Below are 23,644 nucleotides of genomic sequence, written 5' to 3' on the forward strand. Positions count from 1 at the left end.
CCGACTCGAGCTATAGCGCGCGGCAAGTTCACGTCCGGTTAATGCGTATCCATCCCATCCGACGCCTTGAAGCGCCCCGATCTTCCCCCTATATTCCAAGACGTTCCCGGCAACGGGGACTATGGGCATAAACGCGCATGTAATAAGCGGATCGGACCCGGGGGCGGTACCCGGCGGCTCCACCAATCAACCCTCGTTGGGGGAGAATGGGGCCGAAATAGGATCGACGAACGTGTAAAGATGTTTGCTTTGTCCCGGTGAGCTACCACCGTTATCGGTGCGATTTGTACAGTTGCCAACGACAACCGTGCTCCGGTCGCTCTGGCTGCGTAAGCAGCTCGGGTAACCGAAACTTAACTCCTTGCGCTTAGCCGCGTAAGGCGGGGCCCGCAGGAGCCTTGCAACAGAATCCTGCACTTTCCCCCCTCTTTTTGCGATACGACCGGCGTTAACCGGTTTGAAATCCGTGCCTGCCATGGTGGCCCCCAGGACCGACGGGAAACGGAGGGGCGCGATGTCCCAGCTTGCGAGGATCGAAACGTGGCTCCATGCCGTATGGGGCGAAGGTCGGCTGGACGAGGTCGACGGGTTGTTCGACGCCGAGGCGCAGACCAACGGGCTGTTGCCGGGGCTCGAATTTCGACCGCAGGAATTTCGCGAGCTGGTGCCGGCCTTGCGGGCGCATTTGCAGGACATCAAGATCACCGTGCTGCGCCATGTCGAGACGGAAGACTGGCTTTGGACGCTTCTGAAAATCGCGGGGAAATCGGCACAATCGGCGCGCGCGGTGGAATTCACCGGGCAACTGAAGATGCGGTTTCGCGGCGACAGGATTGTGGAAGCCTATAATAATTACGACGTGATCGCGCTTTTCGAGGCGTTGGAGATGATGCCGCGCGACACCGTCGCGCTGTGCCTGTCGGGCGAAGTGCTGGGATAGGCGCGGCCCCCGTGAGGTTCTCCCCAAGGTTGCGCAAGATCGAAGACCGCCACACCCAGCACATGCCCTCGACGTCAGCCTTCGCGCGGCTCTGCCCGCCTTGCGGCCCGCCACGAATCCCCTATGCTGAGCCCGAGAAGAAAGGGACCCGGCCATGACGCAATCCATTGATTACGGCAACCTGATGCATCACGCGATGCGCGGGCTGATCCAGACAGTGCTGAGCGACATCGCAGCCAATGGTCTGCCCGGCGAGCACCACTTCTTCATCACCTTCGACACTCGTCACCCCGATGCCGAGCTGGCCGATTGGCTGCGCGAGCGTTACCCCGAAGAAATGACCATCGTCATCCAGAACTGGTATGACAATTTCGAAGTGGGCGAGGACGGGTTCTCGATCACGCTGAATTTCGGCAATTCGCCCGAGCCGCTCTATGTGCCGCTCGACGCAATCACCACCTTTGTCGACCCCTCCGTCGAATTCGGCCTGCGTTTCGAGACGCAGGAATATGACGAAGACGACGAGATCGAAGAGGATGAGGTGGCCGAGGAGGAAGAGGCCGCCCCTGCCGAGCGTGGCGAGGCCGAGGTCGTCAGCCTCGATCAATTCCGCAAGTAATCCGGTGCCTTCGGAGCCTCTGGACCGCGAAGCACTCCTGTCGCTTTATCGCGGCTATCTTGATTGTTTGAACGCCCAAGATTGGGCGCAGCTCGGCGATTTCGTGCATCCAGAAGTTACGCACAACGCGCGCCCGCTCGGCCTCGCGGGCTACCGGCAGATGCTCGAGGGTGACCATCGCGCGATCCCCGACCTGCACTTCCGCGCAGAAACGCTCGTGGCCGATCCGCCGGTGATCGCCGCCCGGCTGCGTTTCGACTGCACGCCCGTGGGAATGCTCTTCGATCTGCCGGTGAACGGCCGCCGCGTGACCTTCGACGAACATGTCTTCTATCGCGTCACCGATGGCCGCATCCGCGAGGTGCATTCCCTGATCGACCGCGACGCAATCGCCGCACAGATCTGAGAGCCACACCAAGTATACCTCCGTATACCGTTGCAAAATCCCTCCGCGCGCCCTATCAGTGCGAGCGAAAGATTGCGCGCAATCATGGAGGCCCAGATGACCGCGACCCGCACCGAGACCGACAGCTTCGGCCCGCTTGAAGTTCCCGCCGACAAATATTGGGGCGCGCAGACGCAGCGCTCGATCATGAACTTCCCGATCGGCTGGGAGCGCCAGCCCGTCCCGATCATCCGCGCGCTTGGCGTGATCAAGAAAGCCTGTGCGATGGCCAACAAGGCGCAGGGCAAGATGGACGCGAAGATCGCCGATGCGATCATCGAGGCTGCGGGCGAAGTGATCGAAGGCAAGTTCGACGACAACTTCCCGCTGGTCGTCTGGCAGACCGGCTCGGGCACGCAGTCGAACATGAACGCGAACGAGGTGATCTCGAACCGCGCGATCGAAATTCTCGGCGGCGAGATGGGCTCGAAAGACCCGGTCCACCCGAACGATCACTGCAACATGGGGCAGTCCTCGAACGACACCTTCCCGACCGCGATGCATGTCGGGATCGCGATGCAGGCGCGCGACGTGCTGCTGCCGGGTCTGCGCAAGCTGCACGCGGCGCTGGAAGCCAAGTCCGAAGACTTCAAGGACATCATCAAGATCGGCCGCACCCATACGCAGGACGCGACGCCGCTGACGCTTGGTCAGGAATTCTCCGGCTACGCCCATCAGGTGAAGAAGGGGATCGAACGCGTCGAAGCCTGCCTCGGCGACATCTACGAACTGGCCCAAGGCGGCACCGCCGTCGGTACCGGCCTGAACACGAAAGTTGGCTGGGCCGAGACGGTCGCGGCGAACATGGCCGAGATCACCGACCTGCCCTTCGTCACTGCGCCTAACAAGTTCGAAGCGCTCGCCGCGCATGACGCGATGGTGATGTTCTCGGGCGCGCTGAAGACCGTGGCCGCCTCGCTCTTCAAGATCGCCAATGACATCCGCCTGCTGGGCTCGGGCCCGCGCTGCGGTCTGGGCGAACTGATCCTGCCGGAAAACGAGCCGGGCTCCTCGATCATGCCGGGCAAGGTGAACCCGACGCAGGCCGAAGCGCTGACCATGGTCTGCGCGCATGTCATGGGCAACGACGCCGCCGTCGGCATCGCCGGCTCGCAGGGTCATTTCGAGCTCAACGTCTACAACCCGATGATGAGCTACAACGTGCTGCAATCCATGCAGCTTCTGGGCGACAGCGCCTCGGCCTTCACCGACAACATGGTCGCAGGTATCGAGGCCAACGAGCCGCGCATCGAGAAGCTGCTGCACGAGTCGCTGATGCTGGTCACCGCGCTCGCGCCGACCATCGGCTACGACAACGCGACCAAGGTCGCGAAGACCGCGCATAAGAACGGGACCACCCTGAAGGAAGAAGCGATCAAGCTTGGCTTCGTCGACGAGGAAACCTTCGACAAGGTCGTGCGTCCCGAGCAGATGATCGGCCCGAAAGCCTGATCCAGCTCTCATGAATGACGAAGGGCGGCCCCGGTGGCCGCCCTTTTGCGTTCGGGGGCTCTGCCCGCTTCGTCTTGTTCAAATATCCCGGGGTGAATGCCGCAGGCAGAGGGGCAGCGCCCCCGCCCGGCCCGCAGATCTCAGGCCAGATGAAGATGCACGCGGCGGTTCATCTTGCCCTTCTTCTCGATCTTGCCGATCCTGAGGCCACCGATCTCGCCGGTCGAGGCGACATGCGTGCCGCCGCAGGGCTGCAGGTCGATCCGGTCCGCCTCGTGGCCGATCGCGATCAGCCGCACCCAGCCCTGACCTTTCGGCGGCGCGACCGAGAGCGTCTTGACCAGATCGGGCTGCGCCTCGAGTTCGGCATCGGTAATCCAATGCTCGACCACTTTCAGGTCCTGCGCGATCCAGTCGTTCAACTGCCGCTCGATTGCCTCCAGATCCTCGGGCCGCTCGGGCATATCGAAATCGAGCCGTCCCTTTTCAGAGCCGATCTGCCCGCCGGTCACCGGCAGCGGGATCGCGACCGACAGCAGGTGCAGCGCGGTATGGACGCGCATGTGACGGTGACGCCGCTCCCAGTCGAGATGCTGCTGGACCTGCGCGCCGACGGGCGGCAGCGGCTGCGGCTCCGCGGGCACGAGGATCACCGCACCGGGCGCGCCGGGCTCGGCCTTCACTGCCGTCGCGATCTCGATCTCGCCGCCGTCCCAGACCAGTTTGCCGCTATCGCCGGGCTGGCCGCCGCCGGTCGGGTAGAAGATCGAATCCGCGCAATAGATGCCGCCTTCGTCGGTCAGCCCGGTCACCCGGACCTCGAGATCGCGGGCATAGGGGTGAATGCGGTAGCTTTGCTGCTGCGGCTGTTTAGCGGTCTCCGGCATCGGCCTCTCCGTCTGAAGTGTCGTGGCGCTGCTCCTCCATCCCCTCGGGCCCTTCCCCGGGCTGAGGCTTGCCGTAATCGGCGCGGGTGACGGGGCGCTTGGTGTCGTTGTCGTCTTCGCCCTCGTCCTCGGAGGTCTCCTCCGCGTCCGCGTCCTTTTCGGTCTGCTCGTCCTTGGGGCGCAGAACCTCGGGGTTGCGCAGCCAGACGTCGCGCTGTGCGAAGGGAATCTCGATCCCGGCCTCGGCGAAGCGTTGATTGATCTCGTGATTCATCTCGCTCTGGACGCGGAGGATGAAGTTCACGTCCGAGAGGATCACGCGCACCTCGAAATCGAGGCTGTCCGCGCCGAAGCCTTTGAACATCACGACCGGTTCGGGGTTCATCATCACCAGCGACTGGTTCGCGGCCACCTCGTGCAGGATCTTCTCGACCTTGCGGGTGTCGGTGCCATAGGCCACGCCGACCGGGACGATCAGGCGGCCCGTGACATTGCCGCGCGTCCAGTTCGTCACCTGTCCGGAGATCAGGTCGGCATTGGGCACGATGACTTCGGTGCGGTCGAAAGTCTCGATCCGGGTGGAGCGCACGGAGATCGCCTTCACGATCCCCATCTGGCCATTGACCTCGATCCAGTCGCCCTCAGAGATCGGACGCTCGATCAGCAGGATGATGCCCGAGACGAAGTTCTGCACGATGGTCTGCAGACCGAAACCGACACCGACCGAGAGCGCACCGGCGACGATGGCGAGCGAGCTGAGGTCGATCCCGGCCGAGGAGATCGCGATCACCGCAGCGAGGAAAATCCCCAAATAGCCAAGCCCCGAGACGATGGCGTTCTGGCCGCCCTTGTCGATCTTCGTCTTCGGCAGCAGCGAGGTCTTCAGCGCCCCTTGCAGGAGCCGCGTGACCATCAGACCGATCACGAAGACGATCGCGAAGGTCAGGAAGATGCCGGGCGAGATCGTGACGCCGCTGACCGAGATACCGTTCTGGAACCGCGTCCACATCTCGGCCAGATCGGCCGGGCGCGCGCCCCAGATCAGCGCCGCGGGCGGCATGGCGAGCAGGCCCAGCAGGAAGCCGATCAGCGCCGGGATCAGGGAGTCGCGGCCGTCATCCTCGCGCCGGGTGACCAGCACGTAGACATCGGTGAAGAACTGGTTGAGCACGAGAACCAGTGCGATCAGCCCCAGCGTCAGGATGGTCGGGAAGATCAGCGCATTGGCGGCGTTGATATAGCCGATCCCGCCCAGAACCGGCGCGACCACCGCGACGCCAATCAGCGCATTGCCGAGCGCGCCGACAAGACGGTCGCGAAACGCGCCTTCCTCGCTCCCGTTGGTCTCGTTGCGCAGGTGACGGCGCAGCAGCTGGCCGAAGCGGAACAGCGCGATCGCTGCAAGGACCTGCAGCGGGAAGACCAGAACGCCGAAGCCTGCATCGAGCGTGTGCCCCGCCGCGTCGATCTCCTTGGCGGTTTTCGCGCTGCCCTCAAATACGTCCTGCCCGCGGGCCACAAGCCAGTCACCGAACGGGCCCTGAATCGCGGCGAACACGGCCAGCGAGATCGTCAGCACCCGGCCTTCTCGGCGCCGTTCGCTTTGCAGCGTGAAGGGCGCGGCCTGCCGGTCATTGCGCGGGAAGATACGGCCCGAAAGCCAGAAGGCGACGAAGGCCGCGCTCAGAACCACGCCGATCGCGAGCAACAATTCCAACCAGCGCGCGCCGAACAGCTCCGTCTGCACCAGCGCCGCTTCAAGGAGCGCGATCCCGGCGATCGGCAGCAGTAGCTGACCCAGCGAGACGATGAAATCGATCACCCGCTGCGCGTTGCGCGCCAGACGCGCCTCCAGCACATCGGCCAGCCTGTCGATCCATGTCCGCCCGCGCAGCACCAGCATAAGCGCCACCAACAAAAGACCCACGATCGCAGGGGCGTTGTTGCGCGCATTGGCGTAGGGGTCCGGCTGATCGAGTTGCTGCCCCATCTCGGAGGCAAGCTCGGAGGTCAGCCCGGTGAGGACTTTCACCCCCTCGGGCCAGTTGATCGGATTGAGCGGCGAAGGTGTCAGCCGCAACAGCTTGTCTGTCTGACGCGCGCGCAGAACCTGATCGATATTGGCGACGATGGAATCCGCGCGGCTGGCGGCCTCGGTCGCGCGCAGCGCTGGCGCCTGTAGCTTTGCCAGCTCGTCATTGAGCTTCTTGCGCCGGTCGGCAATCGCCTGATCCTCGCTCTCGCCCTCCTTCGGTGGGGGCCCGAGCGCCTCAATCTGCGCCTTGACGGTAGAGATCTGGCTGGCGTTGATATCCTCGGCCGCCTTGAACTTCTCCCGCCAGTTGACGACCTCCTGCCGGATCTTGTCGAAGGCCGGGCGTTGGGCCTGATCGGCCTGCACCATCTTTTCGGCTTCGGTCGCGGTCTGTTCCCACGCCTTGTAATCGGGCGTTTCGGGGCTTTGCGCGAAACCAATCGCGGGGAGCGCCAGCGCGACGGCCAGCAAGAGCAGACGCGCCAGACGCAGGATCATCCCTCGAAGACCTCCGGCATCTCACGCGGAGCCCGGTCGAGCCATTCCGGCACAGGCAGCCCCTTGCCCTTGAGGAAGTCGGGGTTGAAGAGTTTCGACTGGTAGCGGTTGCCGTAATCGCACAGCACCGTCACGATCGTGTGGCCCGGGCCCAGCTCGCGCGCCATATGCATCGCGCCCGCGATATTGATCCCCGAGGAGCCGCCCAAGCAGAGGCCTTCTTCCTGCAGCAGGTCGAAGACCACCGGCAGCGCCTCGCTGTCGGGGATGTTGAAGCTCATATCCGGGGTGAAGCCCTCGAGATTGGCGGTGATCCGCCCCTGCCCGATGCCTTCGGTAATCGAGGAGCCCTCGGATTTGAACTCGCCGGTCGTGTAATAGCTGTGCAGCGCGGCGCCGTCGGGATCGGCGAGACCGATCTTCACGCCCTTGGGCTGCAGCGCCATGCCGGTGCCTGCGAGCGTGCCGCCCGAGCCCACCGCGCAGATGAAGCCGTCGACCTTGCCGCCGGTCTGATCCCAGATTTCGGGGCCGGTCGTCTCGATATGGGCCTGCCGGTTCGCGGTATTGTCGAACTGATTGGCCCAGATCGCGCCATGCGGATCGGTCTTGGCGAGTTCCTTCGCGAGCCGCTCGGAATAGCGCACGTAGTTGTTGGGGTTGCGATAGGGTGCGGCCGGAACCTGCACCAGTTCGGCCCCCGCCAGCCGCAGCATGTCCTTCTTTTCCTGGCTCTGCGTCTCGGGGATCACGATCACGGCGCGGAAGCCCATCGAGGCGCCCACGAGCGCGAGACCGATGCCGGTATTGCCCGCCGTGCCTTCGACGATCGTGCCGCCGGGCGCAAGCTCGCCGCGCTGGATCGCGTCACGGATGATGAAAAGCGCCGCGCGGTCTTTCACAGATTGGCCGGGATTGAGAAATTCCGCCTTGCCGAGGATGGTGCAGCCGGTCTCTTCCGATGCCTTCCTGAGCTTGATGAGCGGGGTATTTCCCACCGCCGACGCCAGATCGCTGCAGATACGCATCGCGCATTCCTCCCGTATCGAGTAACCCCCAACGGGGCCGTTGAAATCAGACTTAGGACGCGGCGCGCGCCACCTCAACCCCGCGATTACGCGACGCCAGCCATCCGCTGCAGTGCGGCGCGCTGCCCGGCGAGCCAGAGCGCGAGCACGACCAGCGGCGCATTGCCCGCCTCGCCGGTCGCAACCAGCGTCATCAGACGCTCGAACGGCACCAGATGCGCGCGGATATCTTCGTGCTCATCGGCCTTGCCGCCAAGCTGTGCGGCCTCGTCGGGCAGGTCGACAATCCCGATATAGGAATAGACGAATTCGCTTTTCGCGCCGGGCGACGGGTAATAGCGCGGGGCCTCGATCAGGCGCGCAATCGTGATCCCGGCCTCCTCGCCCGCCTCGCGCAGCGCCGCCTCTTCGGGTGTCTCGCCGGGATCGACCCGGCCCGCGATCGCCTCGATCATCCACGGGTTCGGCTCGCCCCGCGCCAGCGGCCCGGTGCGGATCTGTTCGATCAGCATCACCCGGTCGCGCACCGGATCATAAGGCAGAACGACGCTCGCATCGCCCGAGACGAAGGCGGCCCGGTCGAGCTTGGCGCTCATGCCGCCGGCGAACAGCCGATGTTCGAGCTTGTAATCCTCGACGGCGAAAAACTTTGCATAAGCAGTCTGTTGCGCGTCGATCTTGATGTCGCCCTCATGCAGATCCCGGCGCAAATTCTGCGCCATCGGAGCCGCGCGCGCGCGCAAGGTAGAGGCCGCGCGCACGAGGATCGCGTGATAGCGCGCATTGGCGGCGTCGGGCCCCACGGCCTGCGCCTCGGCAATGAAAAGCCGCGCGGCCTCGGTCTTCAGCGCGGCCCATTTCGGCGCCCAGTCTCCGAGGGTCCACGCCTCGCCCACGTCCCAGCGCCCCGCTTTCGGCAGCCACAGCTTTGCCTCGCGCGGCCCCGATCCGGTCTCGAGTTCGCGGAGCTCGGCATCGTAGCCATCCTCATACCACGCGATGCGCTCGGCCTCGGCCTTGGTCAAGTCGGCCACGACGCCGCGCGTCACAGCGTCCGGTGTCGCGATCAGGATCGGAAAGCCCAAGCCCTGCCCCTCGCGACAGGCCTCATGCGGGGCGAAGCCCTCCAGCCGCGCCGGAACGAGCTGCGGCACACGACCGATGACCGCCTCCAGCAGAGGCGGATGACACAGCGTGCCGTAGAAGAAATGTGGTTGCATGACCGTCCCCGCAGCTTGGCACATCATGCGCCACAACCTGCAAGGCAGGCGCGCGATGTCAAGCGGAGGGTGTGGTGGGCTTCGTGCTCAGCGCCCGTAGCGGCGATGCGCGAGTTCCGACAGGAGCCCTGCGCCCATCGCGCCCAAGCCCAGCGTGATCACCGGCGCCACCCCAAGCGAGGCCAACCCGATCGCGGTGCCCTGCCCGATGACGTCGGTCACGGCGGAGAGCACATCGTCATAGCGCATGCGCAGCGCCAGTTTCAGCATCTGCATCACGCCGAGGAAGGCGAAGGTCCACAGCAGGACGTAAAGCCCGCCGCGCAGCCCGTCATTGATCGCATCGACCCAGCGTCGTCCGGCGGAAATCCCGACCACGCGCCAGCCGAACAGCAGCCCGAACGAGCCCATGATCAGCCATAATTCCTTCGCCCCGTCGGTCCCGGCGGGAATCGCGGGCATGATCTGCTGCGCGGCGAAGAACCCGGTCGCCCCAAGCGCCAGCGCCGCGAAAAGTTTCGCGATCGTAGGGATTTGCGCCTGAGAGTTGCGCACGGCAATTCGGTGCATCATGTCGGGCCTCCATCTCGAAACCAAGGAACGGTTTGAGGGTGATCCCCTCTGGTTAACGGGCGATTACGGCGAAACTATGAAAAGTTTACGCTGCGTAATTTGCTATGGAAAAGGCCCGGACCATCGCTGGCCGGGCCTTTCGCGTCTATCGCAATGCGGCGCTGCGCGCCTTAGCCGATCCGGTAGTTCGGGCTCTCGCGGGTGATCGCGACGTCGTGGACATGGCTTTCCTTGAGGCCCGCGCCAGTGATGCGGACGAAATTGCAGTTCGTGCGCATCTCGGCGACCGTGGCGGAGCCGGTATAGCCCATCGCCGCGCGCAGACCGCCCACGAGCTGGTGGACCACCGCGCCTGCGGGGCCCTTGTAGGGCACCTGCCCCTCGATGCCTTCGGGGACGAGCTTGTCGTTCGCCGCATCCTTCTGGAAGTAGCGATCCGCCGAGCCGCGTGCCATCGCACCGAGTGAGCCCATGCCGCGATAGGATTTGAACGAGCGGCCCTGATAGAGGATCACTTCGCCGGGGCTTTCATCGGTGCCCGCGATCATCGAGCCGACCATGGCGCAGCTTGCGCCCGCCGCGATGGCTTTCGCGAAATCGCCCGAGAACTTGATGCCGCCATCGGCGATGATCGGCACGTCGCCCGCCGCACTTACGCAATCCATGATCGCGGTCAGCTGCGGCACGCCCACGCCCGCGACCATCCGCGTCGTGCAGATCGAACCCGGGCCGATGCCGCATTTCACCGCGTCGGCGCCCACGTCGATCAGCGCCTTGGTGGCGTCGGCCGTGGCTACGTTGCCCGCGATCACCTGCACGTCGCTCGACAGTTGCTTGATGCGCTTCACCGCGTCGATCACGCCCTGGCTGTGACCGTGTGCCGTGTCGACCACCACGATATCGCAGCCCGCGTCGATCAGCGCCTCGGAGCGCTCGAAGCCAGCATCGCCCACGGAGGTCGCAGCGGCCACGCGCAGGCGGCCCAGATCGTCCTTGCAGGCAGTCGGGTTGAGAACGGCTTGCTCGGTGTCGCGCAGGGTCAGGAGGCCCGTCAGCTTGCCTTCGTCATCGGTCACCAGCAGCTTCTCGATCCGGCGCTCGCGCATCATCGCGATGGCTTGGGCGCGGTCGGCGGGCTCTTGTAGGATCGCGAGACGGTCGGTGGTCATCATCACCGAGACCGGAGTTTCGTCCTTCTGGGCGAACCGCATGTCGCGGTTCGTCACGATGCCTACCACGCGGCGGTTTTCATCGACGACGGGGAAGCCGGAGAAACCGTAGCGCTCGGTCAGCGCCTTCGCGTCTGCGAGCGTCTGATCGGGGCGCAGCGTGATCGGGTTGTAGACGATGCCGCTCTCGAAGCGCTTCACGCGGCGGACCTCGTCGGCCTGCTGCTCGACGGTGAGGTTCTTGTGGATCACGCCCACGCCGCCCGCCTGCGCCATCGCGATCGCCATGCGCGCCTCGGTGACGGTGTCCATTGCGGAGGACAGAAGCGGGATGTTGAGCCGGATTTTCTTCGTCACCTGGGTCGAGACATCTGCGGTTGCCGGAAGCACCGAAGAGGCTGCGGGAAGAAGAAGAACGTCGTCGAAGGTGAGCGCCTCGCGAATCTGCATGGGGGGTCTCCAGTGTCCAGATGCGTTTGGCAGTTTGCTGTTTCACGCAATGGACGCGAAGGCAACCCCTCGCGGACGCGAGCACAGGGCGCTGTGCGGAAAGGTCGGCCTAAGGGTGCCGCGCCTGACCCTCCCCCAGGAGGGCGCATTGGCGAAGACAGCGCGGGAACGACCGACTTACGGGATTGCAAGATAAACCGCCCGGCCACAATGCGGAGTAAGGCGCCTACCCGAAGCTCGGGCGCCGCCCTCCGCGCTCAGGCAATCGCGGCGTTGGTCTTCATCGCAAGCTGCCCCTTCGCCCAGAGCTGCAACACTTTCAGCGCAATCGGCACCACGATCAGGGTCGCCGCCGTCAGCATCAGCGCGCCGGGCAACGCCCAGACCCCGCCAAGCGCGAGCCAGCACCCTGCCGTCGCAGCCGCCGGGAAAGTGAATGCCCCCCAGAGCGGCGAGAAGCCTCCTGCAAGCAGCCAGCGTATCGACACGACCAGCGCCAGAAGGAAAGCAGCCGCGAGGATCGCCATCGCCTGCGCGATCCCCATCGCGCCGAACGCGCTCGCCACGGTGCCGATCAGCGCCGCAGGCGCGAGGTGAATGGCGAGCAGTGGACGCAGCGGTGCGGGCACGCGCTCGCGGGAGAATTGCTGCAGCGAGATCATCCAGATCACGACCGCCGACAGCATCGCGACCCAGAACATCACCAGCGCCACCGTATCGAGCCCGAGGATCACCCCCGCCACTGCGCCGACGATCCAGCCCGAGAAGGTCAGCTGCCATGTCGGATTGACGCGGCGCTGCTCGGCCGGGCCAGTTGCCAGCGTGTAAATCACCGCCGCGATCAGCCCCAGATGCGCGACCACACCCAGCCAGAAGATGACGGTGCCGAGCCCGCCATAGGGCGCAAGCGAAGCCGCGATCAGATAGATCGTCAGCGTTCCCGCGGCGAGCCCCGCACGCCCCGGCAGCACGCGCAGATCCTCGAACACCACGCCCGGACGCCGCACGACCTTCGCGCCATAGGCGATCAGCGTGAACAGCGCGAGCAGGGTCACCGCGCCCAGAAACAGCTCCGCCAGATCGGGCGGCAGCGCGAATTGCCCGACGCCGCGCCGCCACGCGATCCCGAGGCCCATCAGCCCCAGCACGGGCGGGAACATCGCGGGCGGGGTGCGGCGAAACAGGCCCTTGGGCGTCATCTTGGGCGGGGCGAAGGACATGTGCTTACCTCGGGCAATCGGCAAATCATTTCGGTCGCGCAGAAGCTTGCAATATTTCGCGCGCGGCGAAAAGCTGTCCGAGGTGCGACAGGGTGTCTGGAGGCAAGATGGCGGGACATGGGTATGAATCGGGGCGGCTGAACCTGCCCTTCGTGGGAATTTCCACTTTCGGCAAGCGCGCTTACGTGGCCGATTGGCATGCGATCGAGGCGGATGTGGCGGTTATGGGCGCGCCCTTCGATTTCGGCACCCAGTTCCGCCCCGGCGCACGGTTCGGGCCGCGGGCGGTGCGCGAGGCCTCGACCCTGTTCTCCTTCGGCCATGCCGGGGCTTACGATCACGAGGACGACGCGACCTATCTCGGGCCGGAGGTCACCATCGTCGATATCGGCGATGCCGACATCGTCCATACCGACACGGTGAAGAGCCACGCCAATATCGAGACCGGCGTGCGGGCGATGCTGAAGGCGGGCGCGCTGCCGGTGGTGATCGGCGGCGATCATTCGATCAATATCCCCTGCATCCGCGCCTTCGCTGAAGACTGCGCCGAGAAGGGCCCGATCCATATCCTGCAGATCGACGCTCATCTCGATTTCGTGGACGAGCGTCACGGCGCGACCGAAGGCCACGGCAACCCGATGCGCCGCGCCGCCGAGAAGGGGTACGTCTCGGGGATCACCGCACTCGGCATTCGCAACGTCTCCTCGACCTCGAAGGAGGGCTATGACGCCGCCCGCGCGATGGGCGACGATTTCCTGAGTGTGCGGCAGGTGCGCAAGCTGGGGGCCGAGGGCGTGCTGGCCCGCATCCCCGACGGCGCGCGGATCTATGTCACGATCGATATCGACGGGTTCGACCCCTCGATCGCGCCCGGCACCGGCACGCCGAGCCATGGCGGGTTTCTCTATTACGAGGTGCTGGAGGTCCTGCAGGGCGTGGCGAAGCGGCACGAGGTCGTGGGCATCGATCTGGTCGAGGTCGCCCCCGATTACGACCCCACCGGCTCCACCCCGATCCTTGCCGCGCAAGTGCTGCTGAATTTCCTCGGCTTCATCTTTCATGCGCGACAGTCCGGCGGTGCGCCTGCGGCAGGTTGAGGGAGCCTCCGGCGGGGATATTTTCCTCAAGGAGAAGGGTTAACCGGGCAGCACCCAAAGGGTCGCTCCGAGGCTATGCGGCTGCGCGCCGGTGCCCAGTTTGAAGCGCATCCGCCCTGCCCCGTCCTCGCTATCCACCGCGCCGAGATCGAGCTGCCGGATCCCACGCGCCTTCAGCCGCAGCGCCGCGTGCCAGAGCATCAGGTTGTGCGCGCCCGACCCGCGCCCCTCCGGCCCGGTCCAGCCGACATGATAGCTCGCCCCCTCGCCATGGAGTAGGAAGATGCCGCCCGCGAGGCGCTGTCCCTTGGAATCCTCGATGCGCAGCGCGAGAAGACCCGCCGGGTTGTGATCCGCCCAGGCGCGCGTGAAGCCGGGCGGCAATGCGCGGTAGCCACGCGCCCGTTGCTGCGCGGCATCGGCGGCGAGAAGCCAGTCGATCTCGGGCTCCAACCTCACCCGCAGCCCCACGCGCTCCGCCGCCGCCAAGCGATTGCGCCATTTTCCGGCCAGCCCGGCGCGCAGCGCCTCGGTCTCGGGCTGCAAGGACCAAAGCGCATGGTGGCGGGGCGTGATCAGCGGGACCAACCCAACCCCGGCCATCGGCGCGTCCGGCGTCGCGAGGATGATCCCCCATCGGCGCGCGATCCGGCGCAGCACCGCGATTTGGAGAGAGCGATCAAGGCCCGGAGCGAAGACCGGCCCGCGCGACAGAAGCCACAGCCCGCCGCGCCCGATCATCTGGGCCAGTGCGATCCGCCTGCCCTCATGTGTGATCTCGAGCCGCAGGACGCGCCGCCCCCGCGCGGCAGCAAGCGTCCCATAGAGCGCCGCTTGCTGAAAGGCTGGCGGGCGCCCCGGCGCAAGCGCGCGCAACGCCCGATCCCAGCCCGCATCGGGGCCTGACAATTGCGTGAGACGGACAGGTTTCATCGCCGCCATTAAGGCTTGCTTTACCTAAGCTGGGGTTAATGACGGCGTGAAACATGACAACCCTGAGGCGAAATGGCCCGCGCTCCTGAAAATCAATCGCGCGCAAAGCGCAGACAGCCCCCGCCTGCCGGAACGTCGTTGCAGGCGCGCAAGACCGACGGGCCGCCACATCTGCCAGCTCCACGTGCCACGCTTTGGAGTGCGGTTTTGGTCGCGCTCTTCGGCGCGGCTCTCTGGCTCGGCCTTCTTGCGATTCTCAAGTTTTCCAACGGCTTCTAAACGCTTCAGTTCAGAACTTGACGCGAACGTCACCTTCGAGTGGCCGCAAAGACACATTTTTCCGTGCATGCGGGCAACAGAACGTGACGTCATCGTGAAGCGCAGATTGATTTACACCTTCCGGCTGGTAGCGTCAGCGAAAGGAATTCCTTCGAGACGTTAGGATCTCCTTCGGGACACGTTAGGGAAGAGGAACATTATGAAACGTGTGATGACTTCGATGGCCGCACTCGCGATTGGCGCAGGCGCGGCCCATGCGGGCGGGGTGGAGCGTTCGACGCAATCGGTCGGCATCCTGTTCGAGCAGGGCAACTACGCCGAAATCGGCTTCGGTGCGTTCAATCCGGACGTGTCGGGTTCGGTGAGCTACGGACCCTTTGGCAACCCCTCTTCGGGCGACATGGCGCCCGGCTATGGCACGGTGAGCCTTGGTTACAAGCAGCATCTGAGCGATCAATGGGACCTCGCGGTTATCTTCGATCAGCCGATCGGTGCAAAAGTGAACTATCCCGCTCAGCCCGCTCCGCCGGCAGGCTATCCGCTCGGTGGTTCTCAGGCATCGATCAAGTCCGCGGCTATTACGGCACTGCTGCGCTACAAGATGCCGAACAACGTATCGTTCTACGGCGGTGTTCGTAGCGAGAGCGCGTCGGGCAAGGTTTCGCTTCCGTTCCTGAACTACAAGATGAAGACTTCGGACGAGACCGATTTCGGTTATGTCGTCGGGGTGGCTTGGGAGAAGCCGGAAATCGCGGCACGCGTGGCTCTGACCTACAACTCCAAGATCACGCATGATTTCAGCGCAACCGAAGAAACCGTCGCCGGTACCTTCAATTCGAACTTCGAAACCACCGTACCGGAATCGGTCAACCTCGAATTCCAGACCGGGATCATGAAGGATACTCTGCTGATGGGCTCGGTTCGCTGGGTGCACTGGACCCAGTTCGATATCTCGCCCAACGCATACACGCAGAGCCCTCTGAATGGCGGCGTCTATGGTCAAGGTGCGCTCGTCGAATACACGGACAACACGATCACCTACAATCTCGGCGTTGGCCGTCGCTTCAACGACCAGTGGTCGGGTGCGATCATGTTCGGCTACGAGAAGCACACCGGCAAACCGACCGGGAACCTCGGCCCGACCGATGGCTTCAAGTCGGTCTCGCTGGCTGCAAGCTACCAGGCGACCCAGAACATCAAGGTGACCGGCGGCGTTCGCTATGTCGATATCGGCGACGCGACCACCAATGGCATCAACGGCGACTTCACCGGCAATGACGGTTGGGGCGCGGGCCTGCGCGTCGGGATCAACTTCTGATCGCAAGTCACTGAAAAATTAGGAATAGCCCCGCTTCGTGCGGGGCTTTTTCTTTGGACCTCGGCAATGCCGCAAGTTCCGGGTGGTGCGTGTCGCTGCCGCCCGCTAGATCGAAGCGATGAAACACGCACCCGCCCCTTTATCCCTCACCCCGCTCGCCTGGGCGCTGCTCGCGGCGCTGGCGCTGATCTGGGGCTCGTCCTTCCTGTCGAACCGCGCGGCCCTAGAGGGTGCGGGCGTCTTTACCGTGGTCTTCCTGCGCGTGGCCTCGGGGGCGGTGCTGATCTGGGCCTATATCGCGCTGCGCCGCCTGCCGGTGCCGCGGCACCCGATCTATCTCGGGCATTTCCTGATCATGGGGCTCTTGAACAACGCCATTCCCTTCTCGCTCATCGTCTGGGGGCAGAAGCATATCGATAGCGGGCTGGCCTCGATCCTGAACGCCTCGACCGCGATCTTCGGAGCGCTGGTCGCGGCCGTTGTTTTCACCGACGAGCGGCTGAGCGCGCGCAAGGCCACCGGCATCGCGGTCGGCTTCGCGGGCGTTGTGGTGGCGATCGGACCGGATGCGCTGAAAGGGTTCGATCTGACCTCTGCCGGCCAAGTTGCCGTGCTGGGCGCGGCGCTGAGCTACGGCTTCGCCGGAGCCTATGCGCGCTTTGCGATCAAGGGGTTACGACCCGAAGTTGCAGCGGCTGGGATGCTCACCGGCGGCGCGATCTGGACCCTGCCGATCCTGCTTTTCACCGAAGGCGTGCCGAGCTTCGACTATGCGCCCTCGGTCTGGATCGCGATGCTTTGGCTCGGCTTCGGCTGTTCGGCGCTGGCCTACCTGCTCTATTACCGCATTCTCGCGATCGCAGGCGCTGCCAACCTCGCCCTCGTCACACTCCTGATCCCGCCCGTCGCGATCCTTGCGGGCTGGGCGATCTATGGCGAACGTCTGGGTTGGGCGGAGGCCTTGGGCTTCGCGATCCTCGCGCTTGGCCTGATGATCCTCAACCGCCGTCCCAAAACCCCGTGACGCGCGCGCCTTGCCGGGCTACACCGGGGCGAAAGACCAATGGGGACGACATGATCTATTCCAATCGCGCCGAGTGGCTGGCCGCCAAATCGAGGAAGGTTGCGCTGTTCGGCATGTCCGGCCTCGGCAAGACCTGGGCTGCGAACCTTCTGCGCGACGAGGGCTGGTTCCACTACTCCGTCGATTACCGGATCGGCACGCGCTACATGGGCGAATATATCGCCGACAACTTCAAGCGCGAGGCGATGAAGAACCCGTTTCTGGCGGAGCTTCTGCTGTCGGACTCGGTCTATATCGCGTCGAACATCACGTTCGAGAACCTCGCGCCGCTCTCGACCTACCTCGGCAAGCCCGGTGATCCTGCCAAGGGCGGGCTTCCCTTCGAGGAATATCTGGAACGGCAGAGCCAGCACCGCACGGCGGAGATGGCGGCGCTGCTGGATACGGCGCATTTCATCGACCGCGCGAAGCAGATTTACGGGATCGAGAATTTCCTGTGCGATTCCGGCGGCTCGATCTGCGAGGTGGTGGACCCCGACGATCCGGAAGATCCGATCCTGACCGCGCTGTCGCAGAACCTGCTGATGGTCTGGATCGAGGGCTCCGACGCCCATACCGAAGAACTGATCAACCGCTTCTCGCGTGCGCCGAAGCCGATGTATTATCAGCCCGAGTTTCTGGCCGCGAAATGGGCCGAATATCGCGATCTGAAAGGCGTGGCGGAGACGGAGGTCGACCCCGACGATTTCGTGCGCTGGACCTATGCGCAGGCGTTGGCGCATCGTCAGCCGCGCTATGCGGCGATGGCGAAAAACTGGGGCGTGACGATCCGCGCCGAGGATCTCTACCTTGTCCGCGATGCAAAAGATTTTACATCGCTGATCGCTGATGCTTTGCCCGCGTGAGCCAAGACGCTTCACGCATCACTTTAACTTCACCCTGTAAGAGACTGAGAAACAATGCCGATCAAGTTGCCTGAAAACCTCCCCGCCTTCGACATCCTGTCGCGGGAAGGCGTGATGGTGATGTCGCCCGAACGGGCATCCCGGCAGGAAATCCGCCCAATCCGGATCGGCCTTCTCAATCTCATGCCGAAGAAAATCCAGACCGAGAACCAGTTCGCCCGGCTGATCGGAGCGACGCCGCTGCAGATCGACTTCCAGTTGATCCGCATGAGCGAGCACCAGACCAAGAACACCGCCGCCGCGCATATGGAGGAGTTCTACCGTCCGTTCGAGGAGGTCGAAGCCACCGGCGAGAAGTTCGACGGGCTGATTATCACCGGCGCCCCGATCGAACATTTGCCTTTCGAGGAAGTGACTTACTGGGAAGAGCTCAAGCGGATCTTCGACTGGACCCAGACCCATGTCTTCTCCACCTTCGGCGTGTGCTGGGGCGGAATGGCGATGGCCTATTACTTCCACGGCGTGAACAAGCATATGCTCGATCACAAGGCGTTCGGCTGCTTCCGGCACCGCAATTGCGCGCCCGCCTCGCCCTATCTGCGGGGCTTCTCGGACGATCTGCTGATCCCTGTCAGCCGCTGGACCGAGATGCGGCGCGACGAGCTGGAGGCGGCGGGGCTGGTGACGCTGATCCATTCCGACGAAACCGGGCCCTGTCTGGTCGAAGATCGCGCCCATCGTGCGCTCTATATCTTCAACCATCTCGAATATGACAGCGGCACGCTGAAGGAAGAATACGATCGTGACGTCGCGTCGGGGAAACCAATCAACGTCCCCGCGAATTACTATCCTGAGAACGACCCGAGCCGGGTGCCAACCAACAGGTGGAAAAGTCACGCCCACCTGCTTTACGGCAACTGGATAAACGAGATTTATCAGGAAACGCCGTATGATCTGGCCGAGATTGGTAACTAGCCTTGTCGTGTTGCTGCTCATCCTGAGCGGCGCGACTTGGGGGTTGGAGAGCTGGCGGGCCCGCATGGCGGAGCAGCGCTATCCGCCCAACGGCATCTTCGTCGATGTAGGCGATCAGCGCGTGCATATGGTGATCAAGGGCGATCACGGTCCTGCGGTAGTGTTGATCCACGGCGCGTCGGGCTCGGCCCGCGATCTGACCTTCGATCTCGCCCCGGAACTGGCGAAACGCTATCGCGTTTTCGTGCCCGACCGTCCGGGGTTTGGCTATTCCGACCCGTTGCCCGCGGATCAGGACACGATCGAGAACCAGGCCAAGCTGCTGCAGAAAGCGACCAAGATGGCGGGCGCGGACGATCCTATCGTGCTCGGCCATTCCTATGGTGGCGCGGTGGCGATTGCATGGGCGGTGTATCAGCCCGACACGCTCTCGGGTCTGGTGCCGGTCTCCGCGCCTTCGCATAGCTGGGATAGCGGGCTGCCGCTTCTCTATGAGATCACGTCGCCGCCGATTGGTCAGGCGGCTATCGTGCCGCTGATCTCGGCTTGGACCCCGCCTGCGATCATCCGCTCCGAGGTCGAGAGCGTTTTCACGCCGCAGGAGATGCCCATTGGCTATCTGCACTGGTTCGGCCCCGGCATGACGCTGCGGGTACAGACGATGCGGGTGAATGCCCGTCAACGCGCCAGCCTGAAGTCGGAAATTCAGGCGATGATCCCGCATTACCCCGATCTCGACCTGCCGGTGGTCTCGGTTCATGGCACGGCCGACACCATCGTGGGCGAGCAGATCCACGCGGTGCCGTTCACGAAGGAGGTGCCGGGGGCGGAACTGATCTCGCTCGATGGGATCGGCCATATGGTTCCGCATGTCGCGTTGCAACAGACGGTCGCCGCGGTGGATCGTGTGGCCGAGCGCGCGGGATACGATATCCCGATGCGCCCGGCGGCGGAATGAGGGGCGACTGAACGCCGCCTGCGCCCCCACCTTGCACGCACGTCACAGACATGTGGCGCCGCTTTCTCCGGATGCGGCGCCGCTTGCACCGCCTCGGCCCGCGCAGCATACTGCCGTGAAACGACAAAAGGCAGATCATGGCCAAGGACAAGAGCGACCCGCCGTTCGACATCCCCTTCGTGGGCGACATCACCCGCTACCTTGAAGACGAAGCGCCCGACGCCGTGCGCGAGGCGATCGAGGAGGCGGGCAAGGATGACATGCTCTCGCCCTCCTATCCCTATGACGAGGAGATGAAGCGCAAGAAATACGACCGCCAGATGGAGGCGCTTCAGGTCGAACTGGTTAAAATGTTCTGGGACGCCAAGGAGACCGGCAAACGCATCGCGGTGATTTTCGAGGGGCGCGACGCGGCGGGCAAAGGCGGCACGATCGGACGGATGCGGCAGAACCTGAACCCGCGCTCGGCCTATGTCGTGGCGCTGCCCAAACCCACCGAGACCGAAGCCACGCAATGGTATTTCCAGCGCTATATCGACTGGCTGCCCGCGGCGGGCCAGATCGCGATGTTCGACCGGAGCTGGTATAACCGGGGCGTAGTCGAGCATGTCTTCGACTTCTGCACGCCCCAGCAGCGCGAGCATTTCTTCTACCAGCTCCCCGATTTCGAGAAGATGCTGGTGGATGACGGGGTCATCCTCGTGAAGCTCTGGCTGAACGTGGACCGCGCAGAGCAGCTGCGTCGTTTCCTAAAGCGCGAGAAGGACCCGCTCAAGCAGTGGAAGCTGAGCTGGATCGACGTCGAGGGGCTCAAGCGCTGGGACGCCTATTCCGAGGCGATCCAAGAGACGCTCGAGCGCTCCGACACCGACCATGCACCCTGGACCGTGATCCGTTCGGACGACAAGAAACGCGCCCGGATCGCCGCAATCCAGACGGTGCTCAACGCGGTCGATTACGCTCATAAGGACCCCGAGGCGATTGGCGAGATCGACGAAAAAATCTGCGGCGGCATCGACGTTCTGAATGTCTAAGCAAGGCTATCATCACGGCAATCTGCGTCAGGCGCTCGTCGCCTCCGCGCTGGAGCTGATCGAGGAGAAGGGCCCGACCGGGTTCACGCTCTCGGAGGCGGCCAAACGCGCAGGCGTGACCCCGGCGGCGGTCTATCGTCATTTCGAGGGGCGCGAGGATCTGATCGCGGAATGCGCGCGGCAGGGCTATCTGATTTTCGGCGATCTTCTGGATCACGCATGGAACGGCGGGAAGCCTTCGGCGCTGGCGGCGTTCTCTGCCGTGGGCCGGGCCTATCTCGCCTTCGCCCGGAAATATCCCGGCCACTACATGGCGATGTTCGAAAGTGGCATCTCGCCCAACCGCTCGCCCGACCTTGCCGCGGTGGCGAGCAAATCGAGCACCGCGATGGAACGCGCGACGCGGGCCCTGATGGAACATGTGCCGCCGGCTAAACGCCCACCCGTCGCGATGGTCGCAGCCCATGTCTGGGCCATGAGCCACGGTGTGGTGGAGCTTTACGCGCGTGAGGGAAATCGCTCGCCCTACGCCCCCGAGGATCTGCTGGAAAGCGGCATCGGCGTCTATCTGCGCGGCCTCGGCCTGATCGCCCCGGATTGAGCCGCCCTGCCCCGATTTTGCCGCGCCGCGGCATCACCCGCGCATAGAAAACGGGCGGAGGTTTCCCCCCGCCCGCGTAGATCAGACGATCCGCCTGAGATCAGAACTTGTAGGACGCGGTGAGGTTCAGCGTCGTGGTGTTCAGATCGTTAGTGGTGCCGTCGAAGTTGTTGCCGTCACGATAGTCGAGCTCGGTCCCGACGGTCCACTTCGGGTTGATGGCGTATTTCATGCCGATACCAACCAGCGGAACGGTGTCGGAATAGCCGTTGCCCGCACCGTCTTCTGCGTCGACATAGGACGCACCGAGCGTGCCGTAGAACAGCATGTTGTTGTAGGGCGCACCGGCGATCATCTTGAGGTCGGTCATCGATTTGACCTTCGCACCGGAGTTGCTGTCGTCGATGTTCGCAGCGTTATAGGCCAGTTCGCCACCGAGGACATAGTTGCCGAAGTCATAGAGGTAGCCAGCGTGGGCACCGCCGACGACGCCGTCGCCGTCGATCGACTCGTTGGCTTTGCCGTAGCCGAGTTGAACACCGGCGTAGAAGCCGTCCCAGCTGAACTGTGCGGGCGCCACTGCGACCGGTGCCGGGGTGACCTCGGGGGCCGGTGCCGGGGTGGTGTAACCGCCCGCCATTGCGGCGGAGCCAGCGAGTGCCAGAATGCTCGACGTAACGATGATACGTTTCATGTTTCTCTCTCTCCTGTCTTGGGGGTTCATCCCCCGTTGAGACGTTTTGGATCAGATCCGTTGCCCGGACCTATGCCCCCTGAATGCGAAATCAATCCGGTTGGTTCCAAGCATGAGCGGCGCTTTGCCGAACGTGTCACAAGACGTGATCGAACTGGCGAATGCTGCAGGCGCAAAATGCATTGGCAAGACTGGACAAAGCGGGGGTTCCTTTGGTTAATGAACACACGTTCATTTCCAGGGAGGATCACATGGAGTTGAGTGAAATTCGTGCCGTCATCACCGGCGGCGCCTCGGGTCTCGGGGCTGCGACCGCCCGGCACTTCGCTGAGTCGGGGGCCCAGGTGACGCTCTTCGACCGCGACCGCGCGGGGGGCGAGGCCTTTGCTGCCGAGATCGGCGCGACCTTTGCCGAGGTCGACGTGACCTCCGAGGACAGCGTCGCCGCCGGGATCGCCGCCGCCTTCAAAGCGATGGGCGGCATCGACGTCGCCGTCAATTGCGCGGGCATCGCCACCGGAGAGCGCGTCGTGGGCCGCGAGGGGCCGCACCGGCTCGAGAGCTTCGCGCGCACGATCGACATCAACCTCGTGGGTAGCTTCAACGTCGCCCGTCTCGCCGCCGCCGAGATGGCCCGCAACCCCGGCCCTGAGCGCGGCGTGATCGTCAACACCGCCTCCATCGCCGCCTTCGACGGGCAAAAGGGTCAGGCGGCCTATGCAGCCTCGAAAGGCGGCATCGTCGCGATGACCCTACCGCTGGCCCGTGATCTCGCCAGCCAGGGCGTGCGCTGCTGTGCCATCGCGCCGGGCATTTTCGCCACCCCGATGATGAAGGGCCTACCGCAGGAGGTGCAAGACAGCCTCGCCGAGGAAGTGACCTTCCCGAAACGGCTCGGCGATCCGTCGGAATACGCGAAACTCGCCGGTTTCATCGTCCAGAGCGGCTATCTGAACGGCGAAGTCATCCGCCTCGACGGGGCGCTGCGGATGCGTTGACCTCACGTTTATGACGGCTTTGCGAAGTATCTGAAAATTTCGTCGAAAAACGGGTTGCAAGGGCGCGCGAGGGCGGCTAAATCCCGCCCTACAAGACGACCCCTGATGCGGAGAGGTGGCAGAGTGGTCGAATGCGGCGGTCTCGAAAACCGTTGTCGGTGAGAGCCGACCCAGGGTTCGAATCCCTGTCTCTCCGCCACTTTCCTTTTTGCATTATAACGAAATTCCCAACAAAATAAGGGCTTTCAGCGAAAAGGAAGCGGCCATTCGCGGCCTATGGTCGGTTTCAGGT

22 protein-coding genes, 1 tRNA gene and 1 other RNA gene are annotated in these 23,644 nt (G+C 64.1%); 15 read left to right on the forward strand and 9 right to left on the reverse strand.

The window, feature by feature from the left end:
• Positions 1 to 62 precede the first annotated feature (62 nt).
• The 5 genes from ssrA to fumC all read left to right on the forward strand — a co-directional run bounded on the left by ssrA (position 63) and on the right by fumC (position 3,456).
• Positions 63 to 418, forward strand: a transfer-messenger RNA (tmRNA) gene (ssrA, locus tag BMI86_RS09885).
• A gap of 96 nt (positions 419 to 514) precedes the next feature.
• Complete coding sequence (locus BMI86_RS09890) at positions 515 to 940, forward strand: ester cyclase (RefSeq protein ID WP_168173829.1); 426 nt, start codon at positions 515 to 517, stop codon at positions 938 to 940.
• Between the two features lie 154 nt (positions 941 to 1,094).
• On the forward strand, positions 1,095 to 1,559 hold the full coding sequence (locus BMI86_RS09895; protein ID WP_078541119.1) for a ClpXP protease specificity-enhancing factor SspB: 465 nt from the start codon (positions 1,095 to 1,097) through the stop codon (positions 1,557 to 1,559).
• Positions 1,560 to 1,563: 4 nt separating this feature from the next.
• Positions 1,564 to 1,965: an ester cyclase gene (locus BMI86_RS09900; RefSeq protein ID WP_281480113.1), complete on the forward strand. Its 402-nt coding sequence runs from the start codon at positions 1,564 to 1,566 to the stop codon at positions 1,963 to 1,965.
• A 96-nt stretch (positions 1,966 to 2,061) separates the two neighbouring features.
• Positions 2,062 to 3,456 (forward strand): class II fumarate hydratase, encoded by a 1,395-nt coding sequence (gene fumC / locus BMI86_RS09905; RefSeq protein WP_078541386.1) that lies wholly within the window; start codon positions 2,062 to 2,064, stop codon positions 3,454 to 3,456.
• A 140-nt stretch (positions 3,457 to 3,596) separates the two neighbouring features.
• On the opposite strand, the gene BMI86_RS09910 is transcribed toward fumC, so the two are convergent.
• The 7 genes from BMI86_RS09910 to BMI86_RS09940 all read right to left on the reverse strand — a co-directional run bounded on the left by BMI86_RS09910 (position 3,597) and on the right by BMI86_RS09940 (position 12,536).
• Complete coding sequence (locus tag BMI86_RS09910; protein WP_078541124.1) at positions 3,597 to 4,343, reverse strand: alanyl-tRNA editing protein; 747 nt, start codon at positions 4,341 to 4,343, stop codon at positions 3,597 to 3,599.
• Entirely contained in the window at positions 4,327 to 6,876 is a 2,550-nt protein-coding gene (locus tag BMI86_RS09915; protein ID WP_246831684.1) for a DUF3772 domain-containing protein, read from the reverse strand. Before BMI86_RS09915 ends, BMI86_RS09910 begins: the two co-directional genes overlap by 17 nt.
• Complete coding sequence (locus BMI86_RS09920) at positions 6,873 to 7,904, reverse strand: cysteine synthase A (protein ID WP_078541125.1); 1,032 nt, start codon at positions 7,902 to 7,904, stop codon at positions 6,873 to 6,875. The genes BMI86_RS09915 and BMI86_RS09920 overlap by 4 nt, the downstream gene beginning before the upstream one ends.
• Before the next feature lie 86 nt (positions 7,905 to 7,990).
• Positions 7,991 to 9,124, reverse strand: a complete 1,134-nt coding sequence (locus BMI86_RS09925) for an NUDIX domain-containing protein (RefSeq protein ID WP_168173830.1) — start codon at positions 9,122 to 9,124, stop codon at positions 7,991 to 7,993.
• Positions 9,125 to 9,211: 87 nt separating this feature from the next.
• The gene (locus tag BMI86_RS09930) at positions 9,212 to 9,697 is read right to left on the reverse strand and encodes a TrgA family protein (RefSeq protein WP_078541129.1); all 486 of its coding nucleotides are present in this window, start codon (positions 9,695 to 9,697) and stop codon (positions 9,212 to 9,214) included.
• Between the two features lie 170 nt (positions 9,698 to 9,867).
• The gene (guaB, locus tag BMI86_RS09935; RefSeq protein WP_078541131.1) at positions 9,868 to 11,316 is read right to left on the reverse strand and encodes an IMP dehydrogenase; all 1,449 of its coding nucleotides are present in this window, start codon (positions 11,314 to 11,316) and stop codon (positions 9,868 to 9,870) included.
• 257 nt (positions 11,317 to 11,573) lie between these two features.
• Positions 11,574 to 12,536, reverse strand: coding sequence for a hypothetical protein (locus tag BMI86_RS09940; protein ID WP_078541133.1), 963 nt, complete (start codon positions 12,534 to 12,536; stop codon positions 11,574 to 11,576).
• Between the two features lie 107 nt (positions 12,537 to 12,643).
• Between BMI86_RS09940 and speB the strand changes: the two genes are divergently transcribed.
• Positions 12,644 to 13,633 (forward strand): agmatinase, encoded by a 990-nt coding sequence (gene speB, locus BMI86_RS09945; protein WP_078541135.1) that lies wholly within the window; start codon positions 12,644 to 12,646, stop codon positions 13,631 to 13,633.
• A 39-nt stretch (positions 13,634 to 13,672) separates the two neighbouring features.
• Here speB and BMI86_RS09950 read toward each other — a convergent pair whose 3' ends face one another.
• Positions 13,673 to 14,566, reverse strand: coding sequence for a GNAT family N-acetyltransferase (locus BMI86_RS09950; RefSeq protein WP_168173831.1), 894 nt, complete (start codon positions 14,564 to 14,566; stop codon positions 13,673 to 13,675).
• 478 nt (positions 14,567 to 15,044) lie between these two features.
• Here BMI86_RS09950 and BMI86_RS09955 point away from each other — a divergent pair, with 478 nt between their 5' ends.
• From BMI86_RS09955 to BMI86_RS09985, 7 genes are all read left to right on the forward strand, one after another.
• Positions 15,045 to 16,163, forward strand: a complete 1,119-nt coding sequence (locus BMI86_RS09955) for an outer membrane protein transport protein (protein ID WP_078541137.1) — start codon at positions 15,045 to 15,047, stop codon at positions 16,161 to 16,163.
• Between the two features lie 118 nt (positions 16,164 to 16,281).
• A complete protein-coding gene (locus BMI86_RS09960; RefSeq protein ID WP_078541139.1) occupies positions 16,282 to 17,187 on the forward strand; it encodes a DMT family transporter in 906 nt (301 codons plus the stop codon).
• A 50-nt stretch (positions 17,188 to 17,237) separates the two neighbouring features.
• Positions 17,238 to 18,092: an ATPase gene (locus BMI86_RS09965; RefSeq protein WP_078541141.1), complete on the forward strand. Its 855-nt coding sequence runs from the start codon at positions 17,238 to 17,240 to the stop codon at positions 18,090 to 18,092.
• Positions 18,093 to 18,146: 54 nt separating this feature from the next.
• Positions 18,147 to 19,067: a homoserine O-succinyltransferase gene (gene metA / locus BMI86_RS09970; protein ID WP_078541143.1), complete on the forward strand. Its 921-nt coding sequence runs from the start codon at positions 18,147 to 18,149 to the stop codon at positions 19,065 to 19,067.
• Positions 19,042 to 20,025 carry an alpha/beta hydrolase gene (locus BMI86_RS09975; RefSeq protein WP_078541145.1) on the forward strand — a complete coding sequence of 328 codons (984 nt, stop codon included), beginning with the start codon at positions 19,042 to 19,044 and terminating at the stop codon, positions 20,023 to 20,025. The genes metA and BMI86_RS09975 overlap by 26 nt, the downstream gene beginning before the upstream one ends.
• Before the next feature lie 137 nt (positions 20,026 to 20,162).
• Positions 20,163 to 21,059 (forward strand): polyphosphate kinase 2, encoded by an 897-nt coding sequence (gene ppk2, locus BMI86_RS09980; RefSeq protein WP_078541147.1) that lies wholly within the window; start codon positions 20,163 to 20,165, stop codon positions 21,057 to 21,059.
• The gene (locus BMI86_RS09985) at positions 21,052 to 21,660 is read left to right on the forward strand and encodes a TetR/AcrR family transcriptional regulator (protein ID WP_078541149.1); all 609 of its coding nucleotides are present in this window, start codon (positions 21,052 to 21,054) and stop codon (positions 21,658 to 21,660) included. The genes ppk2 and BMI86_RS09985 overlap by 8 nt, the downstream gene beginning before the upstream one ends.
• 100 nt (positions 21,661 to 21,760) lie before the next feature.
• Here the strand turns inward: BMI86_RS09985 and BMI86_RS09990 are convergent, their stop codons facing one another.
• Positions 21,761 to 22,354 (reverse strand): outer membrane beta-barrel protein, encoded by a 594-nt coding sequence (locus BMI86_RS09990; protein ID WP_158522152.1) that lies wholly within the window; start codon positions 22,352 to 22,354, stop codon positions 21,761 to 21,763.
• Between the two features lie 251 nt (positions 22,355 to 22,605).
• On the opposite strand from BMI86_RS09990, the gene BMI86_RS09995 reads away from it, so the two are divergent.
• Together BMI86_RS09995 and BMI86_RS10000 are read left to right on the forward strand one after the other, a co-directional pair.
• Positions 22,606 to 23,352: an SDR family oxidoreductase gene (locus BMI86_RS09995; RefSeq protein ID WP_078541151.1), complete on the forward strand. Its 747-nt coding sequence runs from the start codon at positions 22,606 to 22,608 to the stop codon at positions 23,350 to 23,352.
• A 109-nt stretch (positions 23,353 to 23,461) separates the two neighbouring features.
• A tRNA-Ser gene (locus BMI86_RS10000) sits at positions 23,462 to 23,551 on the forward strand.
• Positions 23,552 to 23,644 lie beyond the last annotated feature (93 nt).

Source organism: Thioclava sp. DLFJ5-1 (genome assembly GCF_002020115.1).
GTDB lineage: Bacteria > Pseudomonadota > Alphaproteobacteria > Rhodobacterales > Rhodobacteraceae > Thioclava > Thioclava sediminum.